This window comes from Streptomyces sp. R302 (assembly GCF_012927245.1).
Lineage (GTDB): Bacteria > Actinomycetota > Actinomycetes > Streptomycetales > Streptomycetaceae > Streptomyces.
Genome location: NZ_JABBGE010000001.1, coordinates 1277128 through 1288273, shown reverse-complemented (window position 1 = coordinate 1288273; position 11146 = coordinate 1277128). Strand labels below are relative to the sequence as shown.

General features: G+C 71.2%; 13 protein-coding genes. 5 read left to right on the top strand and 8 right to left on the bottom strand.

Features of this window, described 5'->3' with window-relative positions:
• Window positions 1-353 precede the first annotated feature (353 nt).
• Entirely contained in the window at window positions 354-1016 is a 663-nt protein-coding gene (locus HHL19_RS05905) for a DNA-3-methyladenine glycosylase (RefSeq protein WP_169086133.1), read from the bottom strand.
• 87 nt (window positions 1017-1103) lie between these two features.
• Between HHL19_RS05905 and HHL19_RS05900 the strand changes: the two genes are divergently transcribed.
• The 3 genes from HHL19_RS05900 to HHL19_RS05890 all read left to right on the top strand — a co-directional run bounded on the left by HHL19_RS05900 (window position 1104) and on the right by HHL19_RS05890 (window position 3113).
• Window positions 1104-1886 carry a sporulation protein gene (locus HHL19_RS05900; RefSeq protein WP_169086131.1) on the top strand — a complete coding sequence of 261 codons (783 nt, stop codon included), beginning with the start codon at window positions 1104-1106 and terminating at the stop codon, window positions 1884-1886.
• A gap of 24 nt (window positions 1887-1910) precedes the next feature.
• Window positions 1911-2450 (top strand): YbhB/YbcL family Raf kinase inhibitor-like protein, encoded by a 540-nt coding sequence (locus HHL19_RS05895; protein ID WP_169086129.1) that lies wholly within the window; start codon window positions 1911-1913, stop codon window positions 2448-2450.
• 156 nt (window positions 2451-2606) lie between these two features.
• Window positions 2607-3113 carry an HNH endonuclease gene (locus tag HHL19_RS05890; protein ID WP_169086127.1) on the top strand — a complete coding sequence of 169 codons (507 nt, stop codon included), beginning with the start codon at window positions 2607-2609 and terminating at the stop codon, window positions 3111-3113.
• 51 nt (window positions 3114-3164) lie between these two features.
• Here the strand turns inward: HHL19_RS05890 and HHL19_RS05885 are convergent, their stop codons facing one another.
• The 4 genes from HHL19_RS05885 to HHL19_RS05870 form a co-directional block, all read right to left on the bottom strand.
• A complete protein-coding gene (locus tag HHL19_RS05885; protein ID WP_169086125.1) occupies window positions 3165-3932 on the bottom strand; it encodes a sulfite exporter TauE/SafE family protein in 768 nt (255 codons plus the stop codon).
• Between the two features lie 110 nt (window positions 3933-4042).
• Window positions 4043-4984 (bottom strand): SPFH domain-containing protein, encoded by a 942-nt coding sequence (locus HHL19_RS05880; protein WP_169086123.1) that lies wholly within the window; start codon window positions 4982-4984, stop codon window positions 4043-4045.
• 118 nt (window positions 4985-5102) lie between these two features.
• Entirely contained in the window at window positions 5103-5531 is a 429-nt protein-coding gene (locus HHL19_RS05875; RefSeq protein ID WP_169086121.1) for an NfeD family protein, read from the bottom strand.
• 92 nt (window positions 5532-5623) lie between these two features.
• On the bottom strand, window positions 5624-6415 hold the full coding sequence (locus tag HHL19_RS05870; protein ID WP_169086119.1) for an ABC transporter ATP-binding protein: 792 nt from the start codon (window positions 6413-6415) through the stop codon (window positions 5624-5626).
• Window positions 6416-6559: 144 nt separating this feature from the next.
• Here HHL19_RS05870 and HHL19_RS05865 point away from each other — a divergent pair, with 144 nt between their 5' ends.
• Window positions 6560-7345 carry a hypothetical protein gene (locus tag HHL19_RS05865; protein ID WP_169086117.1) on the top strand — a complete coding sequence of 262 codons (786 nt, stop codon included), beginning with the start codon at window positions 6560-6562 and terminating at the stop codon, window positions 7343-7345.
• Window positions 7346-7567: 222 nt separating this feature from the next.
• Here HHL19_RS05865 and HHL19_RS05860 read toward each other — a convergent pair whose 3' ends face one another.
• The 3 genes from HHL19_RS05860 to HHL19_RS05850 all read right to left on the bottom strand — a co-directional run bounded on the left by HHL19_RS05860 (window position 7568) and on the right by HHL19_RS05850 (window position 9753).
• Window positions 7568-7810, bottom strand: coding sequence for a chaplin (locus HHL19_RS05860; protein ID WP_169086115.1), 243 nt, complete (start codon window positions 7808-7810; stop codon window positions 7568-7570).
• Between the two features lie 154 nt (window positions 7811-7964).
• The gene (locus HHL19_RS05855) at window positions 7965-8609 is read right to left on the bottom strand and encodes a response regulator transcription factor (RefSeq protein WP_169086113.1); all 645 of its coding nucleotides are present in this window, start codon (window positions 8607-8609) and stop codon (window positions 7965-7967) included.
• On the bottom strand, window positions 8602-9753 hold the full coding sequence (locus tag HHL19_RS05850; RefSeq protein ID WP_169086111.1) for a GAF domain-containing sensor histidine kinase: 1152 nt from the start codon (window positions 9751-9753) through the stop codon (window positions 8602-8604). Before HHL19_RS05850 ends, HHL19_RS05855 begins: the two co-directional genes overlap by 8 nt.
• Window positions 9754-10318: 565 nt before the next feature.
• Between HHL19_RS05850 and HHL19_RS05845 the strand changes: the two genes are divergently transcribed.
• Window positions 10319-11089 carry a transglycosylase SLT domain-containing protein gene (locus tag HHL19_RS05845; RefSeq protein WP_169086109.1) on the top strand — a complete coding sequence of 257 codons (771 nt, stop codon included), beginning with the start codon at window positions 10319-10321 and terminating at the stop codon, window positions 11087-11089.
• Window positions 11090-11146: the final 57 nt, after the last annotated feature.

Sequence of the window (11146 nt, the reverse complement as noted above, 5' to 3'; positions counted from 1 at the left end):
GGACGGGGTATCAACTAATCTGGCGTTGATTTTTGGCACGCTGTTGAGTTCTCAAGGTGCGGACGCTTCCTTCGTTCCTGTTTCCAGGCCCTCCGGGCGCTTCCTTCGTTTCCGACTCTATCAGATCTTTCCGATCCGATTTCCTCGGTGCTTTCCGGTCCCGATTTATTTTTCTCGGGGCCTTCCGGCGTTTCCACTACTTTAGCCGATTTCCCTGGCGGCTCATAATCGAGCCTTTCGAAACGAATTCCGGCATGCCGAAATAAGCCCCGAGGGGATTCGTCGCTGTGAAGTGGATGGCCGCTCTCGGGGTGCTTGAACAAGCACCACCGTCTCAAGCGGCTCGGGCTACGTTACGCGTCCGTTCTGGCCGGGTCAAGTCGGCGCTTACGGGGCGTGTGGGGGCGGTACGGGCTGACCGTGGGGTCCTCCGCGATCCAGAAGCGCCAGGGGTGCGGGGCGCCGTCGCCGCCGACGCCCGTGCGGGGGCCGGTGCGGATCAGGGACGGGGCCGGTGGGGTGCCGGTGAGGACGGAGAGGGGGGCGTCGGGGCCGGCGCAGACGTCGGTGCCGTTGAGGGAGCGGGGGACGTCCAGGGCGGTGGCGAGGCGGGCCGGGCCCTTCGCCAGTTCGGCGTCCTTGCGGGCCGAGCGGCGGCGGGGGCGGGCCAGGTCCGCGCCGCGCAGGATTTCACCCGCCCGGAGCAGTACACCGCTCGCCTCGCCCTCGGGGCCGCACACCAGGTTCAGGCAGTGCCACATGCCGTAGGTGAAGTAGACGTACGCGTGGCCGGGCGGGCCGAACATCACGGCGTTGCGGGGCGTGCGGCCGCGGAAGGCGTGCGAGCCGGGGTCGATCGCGCCCGCGTACGCCTCCACCTCGGTGAGGCGCAGTTCCAGGGTTCCCTCGTCGGTCGTACGGACGAGGGTGCGGCCGAGGAGGTCCGGGGCCACCTCCAGGACGGGGCGGTCGAAGAAGCTCCGCGGGAGCGGCGTACGGTCGGGGCTCTCGCTCATGGCGTCCGAGCGTAACGGGGAGTCGGGTGGAACCCGCTACGGTCGTCGCGCGTATGTAGGGGACAGGAACGAGAAGGAGAAAGTGCCATGGGATTCAAGAAGCTGCTGGCCAGCCTGGGTGCCGGTGGGGCGACCGTGGAGACGGTGCTCACCGAGGAGAACGTGGTCCCGGGCGGTGTCGTCCAGGGCGAGGTCCGGATCCAGGGCGGCAGCGTCGACCAGCAGATCGAGGGGCTGTCCGTCGGTCTCCAGGCGCGTGTCGAGGTCGAGGGCGGCGACCAGGAGCACAAGCAGGACGTCGAGTTCGTGAAAGTGCGGCTCGGGGGTGCCTTCGAGGTGAAGGCCGGCGCGGTGCACGTGGTGCCGTTCGGCCTGGAGATCCCGTGGGAGACGCCGGTCAACACGATCGCCGGGCAGCGGCTGCACGGCATGGAGATCGGTGTCTCCACCGAGCTGGAGATCGCGCGCGCGGTGGACTCGGGCGACCTCGACCCGATCAACGTGCACCCGCTGCCGGCGCAGCAGGCGATCCTCGACGCCTTCATCCAGCTGGGCTTCCGCTTCAAGAGCGCGGACATGGAGCGCGGCCACATCCGCGGCACCCGCCAGCGGCTGCCCTTCTACCAGGAGATCGAGTTCTTCGCGCCGCAGCAGTACCGCGGCCTGAACCAGGTCGAGGTCAGCTTCGTCGCGGACGACCGCGAGATGGACGTCGTCCTGGAGATGGACAAGAAGCCGGGCCTGTTCACCGAGGGCAGCGACTCCTTCCGGGCCTTCAAGGTGGGTCTGAACGACTACCAGGGCACCGACTGGAACGCGTACCTCAACCAGTGGCTCGCCGAGGTCGGCGGCCGTCGCAACTGGCTCTAGTACGGACGGGACGGAGGGTTCGACATGGACCAGGGACAGCGGGCCCCGCTCCCCCACGCCTTCCATCCGCCGGTGGCGGAGTTCGGCGTGACGAGCGACGACGTGGCGCCCGGCGGGGTGCTGAAGGACGCTCAGGTGTACGCGGCGGGGAACGTCTCCCCGCAGCTGCGCTGGGAGGGCTTCCCGGCGGAGACCAAGAGCTTCGCCGTGACCTGCTTCGACCCGGACGCGCCGACGGGCAGCGGCTTCTGGCACTGGGTGCTGTTCGACATTCCGGCGTCGGTCACCGAGCTGCCCGCGGGGGCCGGTACGGGCTCCTTCGAGGGGCTGCCGGCCGGGGCCGTGCACGCGCGGAACGACTACGGGTCGAAGGACTTCGGCGGGGCCGCCCCGCCGGCCGGGGACCCGGCGCACCGCTATGTGTTCACGGTGTACGCGGTGGACACGGAGAAGCTGGGTCCTGACGCGGACACCTCGCCGGCCGCCGTCGGATTCAACCTGCGCTTCCACACGCTGGGCCGGGCGCAGCTGGTCGGTGAGTACGCGGCTCCCGCGGCAGGCTGATCGTTCGTTTGTTGTTTGCCCGCTTCTGGTCTTGGAGAGATCAGAAGCGGGCATCTTTTGTTGCGCACGAAATTGCGTTGTCCGACCCCGGCCGGCCCGGCCATCGTTGATCCAAGCCCGCCAGGGGGGTGGGCCGGCACACGGGAGGTGGGCACAATGCGGGACACGCTGGTACTGAACGCGAGCTTCGAGCCGCTTTCGACGGTCACACTCAACCGTGCGGTGGTGCTTGTCCTGCAGGACAAGGCCGTCGTGGAGCAGTCCCATCCGGATCTGCGGGTGCGTGCCGCCGCCGTCGACCTTCCGGTGCCCCGGGTGATCAGGCTCTGCCGGTTCGTCCGGGTGCCGTTCCGAAGACAGGCTCCGTGGTCGAGGCGGGGTGTGCTGGTCAGGGACCAGCACCGGTGCGCGTACTGCGGGCGGCGGGCGACGACCGTGGACCATGTGGTGCCGCGGGCGCAGGGTGGTGGGGACAGTTGGCTGAATACGGTCGCTTCCTGCGCGGAGGACAACCACCGCAAGGCGGACCGGACGCCGGATCAGGCGGGGATGCCGTTGCTCTTCGAGCCGTTCGTGCCGACGCCGGCGGACGCGATGCTCCTTGCGATGCGGGCCGGTGAGCGGTCGGAGCTGCCGGAGTGGCTGGCGCGTACCGCCGCCTGAGCGGTCCCGAGCCGGAGAGGGCCCGCCCCTGTGAGGGGGCGAGCCCTCCGGTCATTTCAGGGTGAGCTGGAGGATGGCGACGACGCCGACGGCGATGATGACGCCGCGCAGGACGGCCGGCTTGAGGCGGCGGCCGACCTTGGCGCCGATCTGGCCGCCGAGGGTGGAGCCGACGGCGATGAGGAGGACGGCGGTCCAGTCGAATGCGGCGACGAAGAGGAAGAAGACGGCGGCGACGCCGTTGACGAGGGCGCCCAGGACGTTCTTGACCGCGTTGATCCGCTGGAGGTCGTCGTGGAGGAGCAGGCCCATGAGGGAGAGGTAGAGGACTCCCTGGGCGGCGCCGAAGTAGCCGCCGTACATGCTGGCGAGGGTGAGGCCGACGAGGAGGACGGGGCCGCCGTCGGGGTGGGCCTCGTCGCCGGTCCGTTCGCGGCGGCGCTGGACGGCGGCGGCGATGCGGGGCTGGAAGAGGACGAGGAGCAGGGCCAGTCCGATGAGGATCGGGACGATGGCGTCGAAGGCCTCGGAGGGGAGGGCGAGGAGCAGGATGGCGCCGATGAGGCCGCCGACGAGGGCGGCGGAGCCGAGGCGGAGCACCCGGCGGGTCTGGCCCTTGAGTTCGCGGCGGTAGCCGATGGCGCCGCTGATGGAGCCGGGGACGAGGCCCAGGGCGTTGGAGACGTTCGCGGTGATCGGTGGCAGTCCGGTCGCGAGGAGGACCGGGAACGTGATGAGCGTTCCCGATCCGACGATGGTGTTGATGGCGCCGGCGCCGATGCCGGCGGCGAAGACCGCCAGGGCTTCCCAGATGGACAAAGCCGATTCCTCACATGGTCAGTGGTTCGCCTCCCCGCCCTGCGTGCGGCGAGAGTCGAGGGGCTCGCACTGATCATGCCCGGAGTTACATGTACGTGTCATCCATCGGCTCAGTCGACGGTGGGCTCTTCCCGCCGGGCGGCCGGGACGTCCTTGGTGAAGGACGGGGGCGGGGCGCCCTGGCCCATGCCGCCGAGGGCGCCGGAGAGGCCCTTGAGGGCGTCGCCGATCTCGCTGGGCACGATCCAGAGCTTGTTGGCGTCGCCCTCGGCGATCTTCGGGAGCATCTGGAGGTACTGGTACGAGAGGAGCTTCTGGTCCGGGTCGCCGGCGTGGATGGCCTCGAAGACGGTGCGGACGGCCTGGGCCTCGCCCTCCGCCCGGAGGGCCGCGGCCTGGGACTCGCCCTCGGCGCGGAGGATGGCGGACTGCTTCTCGCCCTCGGCGCGGAGGATCTCGGACTGGCGGACGCCCTCGGCCTGGAGGATGGCGGCGCGCTTGTCGCGGTCGGCGCGCATCTGCTTCTCCATCGAGTCCTGGATGGAGGTCGGCGGCTCGATGGCCTTGAGCTCGACGCGGTTGACGCGGATGCCCCACTTGCCGGTGGCCTCGTCGAGGACGCCGCGGAGGGCGGCGTTGATGTCCTCGCGGGAGGTGAGGGTCCGCTCCAGGTCCATGCCGCCGATGATGTTGCGCAGGGTGGTGACGGTGAGCTGCTCGATGGCCTGGATGTAGCTGGCCACCTCGTAGGTCGCGGCGCGGGCGTCGGTCACCTGGTAGTAGATGACGGTGTCGATGTTGACGACCAGGTTGTCCTGGGTGATCACCGGCTGGGGCGGGAAGGGGACGACCTGCTCGCGAAGGTCGATGCGGTTGCGGATCGTGTCGATGAACGGGACGACGATGTTGAGGCCGGCGTTGAGGGTGCGGGTGTAACGCCCGAAGCGCTCCACGATCGCGGCGCTGGCCTGCGGGATGACCTGGATCGTCTTGATCAGGGCGATGAAGACGAGCACCACCAGAATGATCAGGACGATGATGACTGCTGACATCGTGTTCCCCGTGCCCTTCGCTGCCGGTTTGTCTGCCGGTGTGTCTGCCGGGTTCCCCCGGTTGCTCTTCCGATGATCGAGTTTCCCATGACGCCGGGACGTCAGGGGCGGGCTTCGGTCACATGACGACGGCGGTGGCGCCCTCGATCCCGACCACGTCGACCTCCTCCCCCGGTTCGAAGACCCGGGTGGCGTCGAGGGAGCGGGCCGACCAGATCTCGCCGGCGAGCTTGATGCGCCCGCCTTCGGCGTCGACCCGTTCCAGGACGCGGGCCTGACGGCCCTTCAGGGCGTCGATGCCGGTGGCGAGGGCGGCGGTGCCCGCGCGGTGGCGGGCCGCGATGGGGCGTACGACGGCGATGAGCGCGACGGAGACGGCCACGAAGACGATCACCTGCGCGACGATGCCGAAGCCGAGGGCGGCGGTGACCGCGCCGGCGACGGCGCCCACGGCGAACATGCCGAACTCCGGCATGGCGGTGAGGACCAGGGGAATGCCCAGCCCCACCGCGCCGATCAGCCACCAGATCCATGCGTCGATGTCCACACGGTCATGGTAGGGCGGGTGGGGCCTCGCGGGACAGGGTGCGGTGCCGTGGCTGTGCGGGTCACGGCGGTCCACGGCCCTGCCGGGCGGGGTTACTTGAGGGGCAGGCCCTGGGCGGTCCAGCGGTCGCCGACGCGCTCGACGACGAGCGGGAGGCCGAAGCAGCGGGAGAGGTTGCGGGAGTTGAGCTCGGTCTCCATGGGGCCGGCGGCGAGCACCTTGCCCTGACGGATCATCAGGACGTGGGTGAAGCCGGGGGCGATCTCCTCGACGTGGTGGGTGACCATGATCATGGAGGGGGCGTACGGGTCCCGGGCCAGGCGGCCGAGGCGGCGGACGAGGTCCTCGCGGCCGCCGAGGTCGAGGCCGGCGGCGGGCTCGTCGAGGAGGAGGAGCTCGGGGTCGGTCATCATCGCGCGGGCGATGAGGGTGCGCTTGCGCTCGCCCTCGGAGAGGGTGCCGAACTTCCGGTCCAGGTACTCGGTCATGCCGAGGCGGTCGAGGAACGCCTTGGCGCGGACCTCGTCGACCGGGTCGTAGTCCTCGTGCCAGGTGGCGGTCATGCCGTACGCGGCGGTGAGGACGGTCTGGAGGACGGTCTGCCGCTTGGGGAGCTTCTCCGCCATGGCGATGCCGGCCATGCCGATGCGGGGGCGCAGCTCGAAGACGTCGACGGCGCCGAGGCGCTCGCCGAGGATGGTGGCGCTGCCGGCGGTGGGGTAGAGGTAGCTGGAGGCGAGGTTGAGGAGGGTGGTCTTGCCGGCGCCGTTCGGGCCGAGGATGACCCAGCGCTCCCCTTCCTTGACCGACCAGGAGACCTCGTCCACCAGAGCGCGTCCGTCGCGGACCACGGATACGTCCACCAGCTCCAGTACATCGCTCATGAGCGCGTTGTCTCCCCTTGCCGTCGAGTCATGTCGGCTCGTGTCGTCGCCTTGGGCCGCGGGCGCGGCGTCCACGGGAAAACCTACGTCATCGGCGGGGCGGGCCGGTCCCTAGGGCATCGTTCGGGTCCCTACTCTGGGGGGATGCTTTCGGAACCACGTTCAGGACGTCTGGCCGCCTGGGGAAATGCCCTGCTCGCCGGGGCGGTGTCGCCGGACGACGCGGCGCTGTCGATTGTCGGGGAGGACGCGGTGCACCGCGTGGCGGGGGTGCCGGGTGAGGCGGGTCCGGTGGGGCTGACGCTGGCGCTCGGGCGGCTGCGGCGGCTCGGGGTGACCGGCTGGCGGGTGGCGCTGCCCGCGCCGGGGCATCCGCTGGGCCTGAGCGGGCCGCCGGAGTTCAACGCGCGCGCGTTGGAGGCGGAGGAGGCGGTGGTCGGGTACGGGGCGCCGTACGGGCTCGTGCCGGAGGTCGCGGAGGCGGGGCCCCGCGGGGACGTGCACGTGGAGGTGGTGTGGCACTGCATGTCGGTGCGGGAGGCGCCACCGGCCGACGTGCCGTCGCTGAGCGAGGCGGAGCGGGAGCTGGCGGAGGCGCTGCGGGACGCGACGGCGGCGCTGACGCGGCTCGACGTGGCGGCGTCGGGGGCGGCGGCGGAGGCGGCGCGGGAGGCGTATCGGGCGCGGGCGGAGGCGAGCCGCGAGGTCCTCGCCCCCGGGTACCCGGCCCGGGCGGTGCGGGTCCTGGAGCTGGCGGAGCGCGTCGGGCTCATGGTCGACCTCGCGTACGGGAACGGGCACGGGGGTGCGGTCAGCGCGTCCGAGATGGCGGCGCGGGGGGCTGCGCTGGCGCCGGTGGAGCGGGTGGCTCGGCGGGCGCGGGTCGCGGCGTACAACTCTTGGGTGGAGGAGAGGGAGCGGGGGGTCTGAGCGGGGCGGGTGCCTGTGGTGCGGGTGCTTGCCGTGCGGGTCCTGGGGGCGGGCGCTCTTGGGGCGGGGGCTCTTGGGGCGGGCGCTGCCCTGGGGGCGTCGTGCCCACCCGTTCCTCCCCCGAGGACTTCGTCCAGGGGGGACCCCCAGCGGAACGTATGCCCACAACGGGTACGGCCCCCGGGAGGGAGGGTTTCCGGGGGCCGTCGGAGCGTGGGGCGGTCAGCCGTTGACGGAGTGGTTGCCGAACGCGGGGTTGAGGACGCCGATCACGTTGACCGTGTTGCCGGTGGCGTTCACGGGGACGTGGACGGGGACCTGCACCAGGTTGCCGGAGGCGACGCCCGGGGAGTTGAGGGCCTGGCCCTGGGCGTCGGCGCCGTGGGCGGAGGCCACGCCGGCACCGGCGGCGACGATGCCACCGGCGACCATGGTGAGGGCAGCGGCCTTCTTGAGGTTCTTCACTTGGTACTTCCTCCGTGTCATCGCTGCGGCCGGTCCGCCGCAGCACGCCTTGGAGAACGCCGGGGGCCCCGTCGGGTTGCGCCGAATGGGGGATGTACACACGACCGTATGACCTTCTGAACGGGCGTGCGCCCCGGCGCGTGAACGGAGCGTTTCAGGTGGTGAGGCCGTGGCGGACCGCCCAGAGCGCCGCCTGGGTGCGGTCCGCCAGGTCGAGTTTCATCAGGATGTTCGAGACGTGGGTCTTCACCGTCTTCTCGGAGAGGACCAGGGCCCTCGCGATCTCCCTGTTGGAACGGCCGTCGGCTATCAGGCCGAGGACCTCGCGCTCCCGCTCCGTGAGGGTGGTCCCCCTGCCCGTGCCGCCCTGGGGGTCGTCCTGGGCGAGGAGCGCCTCGGCCACCTCGGGCTGGAGCAGGACGTGGCCGGCGTGGACGGAGCGGATCGCGCCGGCGAGGGCGTCGGGGTCGATGTCCTTGTAGACGTATCCCGAGGCGCCCGCGCGCAGGGCGGGGACGACCGTGCGCTGCTCGGTGAAGCTGGTCACGATGAGGACCTTGGCCGGGTTGTCCAGGGCCCGCAGCCGCTTGAGGGCCTCGATGCCGTCGGTGCCCGGCATCTTGACGTCCATGAGGACGACGTCGGGGCGGAGCTCCTCCGCGCGGGCGACGCCCTCGGCGCCGTCGGCGGCCTCGCCGACGACCTCTATGTCGTCCTGGACCTCCAGGAAGGTGCGCAGGCCGCGGCGGACGACCTGGTGGTCGTCGACCAGGAGCACGCGGATGGGCTTGTCAGCCACCGGGGACCTCCATCTCGATCGTGGTGCCCTCGCCGGGGGCGGAGGTCACGGTGAGGGCGCCGCCGACTCCGGCGGCGCGGTCGCGCATGGACACCAGCCCGAGGTGGCGTCCGGCGCTGCGGACGGTCGCGGGGTCGAAGCCTCGGCCGTCGTCGGCGACGGTGAGCCGGGCGCCCTGGCCGTGGCGGACCAGGGTGACGGCGACCCGGGCGGCCTCCGCGTGCCGCAGGGCGTTGTGCAGGGCCTCCTGGGCGACCCGGAGGACGGCTTCCTCCTGGGCGGCGGGCAGGGCGCGGATGCCGGGGCTGTCGAAGACGACCGCGGCGGAGTGCGCGCGGTCGAGGACCTGGATCTGGGTGCGCAGGGTGTGGACGAGGCCGTCCTCGTCGAGGGCGGCGGGGCGGAGCTCGACGACGGCGGCGCGCAGTTCGTCGGCGGCCTCGGCGGCGAGCGCGGCGACCTGCTGGAGCTCGCCCTTGGCGCGGGCCGGGTCGCGGTCGACGAGGGCGGCGGCGGCCTGGGCGGTGAGCCGGAGGGAGAAGAGCTTCTGGCTGACGGCGTCGTGCAGCTCGTGGGCGAGCCGGGAGCGCTCCTCGGCGATGGTGAGCTCGCGGCTGCGCTCGTACAGCCGGGCGTTGGTGAGGGCGATGGCGGCGTGCTGGGCGAGGATGCCGAGCAGTTCCTCGTCCTCGGCGGTGAAGCCGCAGCCGCCGCCCTCGGGCCGGGCGCAGCGCTTGTTGGCGAGGAAGAGGGCGCCCAGGGTCTCGTCGCCGTCGCGGACGGGGAGGCCGAGGAAGTCGGAGAGCTCGGGGTGGGCGTCGGGCCAGCCGCCGAAGCGGGGGTCCTCGCGGACGTCGGCGAGCCGCTCGGGCTCGGCCTTGTGGAGCATCGCCGCCAGGACGCCGTGCTGGCGGGGCAGCGGGCCGATGGCCTTCCACTGCGCGTCGCTGACTCCGTCGACGACGAACTGGGCGAAGCCCCCGTGGTCGTCGGGGACGCCGAGGGCCGCGTACTCGGCGTCGAGCAGCTCGCGGGCGGAGGCCACGATCGTCTTGAGGACGTCGCGGACCTCCATCTGCCGGCTCATCGCCAGGAGCGCGGTGCTCACGGCGGCGAGGCCGCCGGAGCCTGTTCGGTGACTCATGGCCTCACGGTACCGGCGGGGTGTGACGGTCCGTATCGGGCCGGGGACGGCCGTGGCGCGGGTCGCGGGACCTAGGTCGCAGGGCCCGGGGCGCATATGACCGAGCCTCTCTGTCTCCGGCCGGGCTTCTCTGTCTGTAGATAGATAGATAGGGGTGCACGCGCGCGTACGCGTGCGCGAGGGCGGGTCGGGGCGGAGCTCGTACGCCCTGGGCGGGAGGCGGGGACGTCGGCTCTCCTCCGCTGGGTGGAGAAGGGTTACCGTGCGCATTGCTGACGCAACGTGCGGTGAGTTTGTTACATGCCCTATGTGAGCCCGCGCATAGGACGCAGGTCACTTACGAAGCTGCCTAGTGGACGGGGCGAGGCCCGTTTCGGGCGGGGCGAATCGGGCTCGAAGCCGTTTCCCGGGCATGTGCACGGGTCCCTGATCCACTACCCGGGATCGTACGTCACACCTTTGCCACGCGATTTTGCTGCCGCTAAGAATTGCCCCCGTCGCCGCCGAGCAGGCGCAGCGCCGCCCCGGCCCAGCGACCCCCAGCGATTCGAAGAGGTAGTCCTGCATGTCTCAGAACACCCCTGGCCACAGTCGTGGTCTGAAGAAGACCCACAAGGCCACGATCGCCGGCGTCGCCGCCCTGGGCGCTGCCGCGCTCACCCTCTCCCTCGTGCCGGGCAACGGCTCCACGGAGACCGAGCCCCAGGCGCTGAACACCAGCCAGAAGGTGGCGTGGTCGTACGACGCCGGCAGCCCGCAGGCGAAGGCCCTGGCCGCGAGCATCTCCGACCAGCAGTCCACCATCGGCCTGAAGGCCCAGCAGGACGCCGCCGCCAAGGCGAAGGCCGCGAAGGCGAAGGCCGCGAAGGCCGCCAAGGCCAAGGCCGAGGCGAAGGCGAAGGCCGACGCCGCCGCGAAGAAGCGGGCCGCCGAGGCGAAGGCCAAGGCCGCCGCGAAGAAGCGCGCCGCGACGAAGACGGCCGCGAGCCGTTCCGTCACCCGGACCCCGGTCTTCGCGAACAACCTCGACGGCTGGATCCGCGAGGCGCTCTACATCATGGACAAGCACGACATCCCGGGCTCGTACCACGGCCTGCACAAGAACATCATGCGCGAGTCCAGCGGCAACCCGTACGCGATCAACAACTGGGACATCAACGCCCGCAACGGCGTCCCGTCCAAGGGCCTGCTCCAGGTGATCTACCCGACCTTCAAGGCGTACCACGTGAAGGGCACCAAGTTCGACCAGTACGACCCGGTCGCCAACATCGTCGCCGCCGCCAACTACGCGGCCGACCGTTACGGCTCGATCGACAACGTCAACAGCGCGTACTGATCCGTACCGACAGCGCCAGGAGGGCGGCACCCCGTGCGGGGTGCCGCCCTCCTGCCA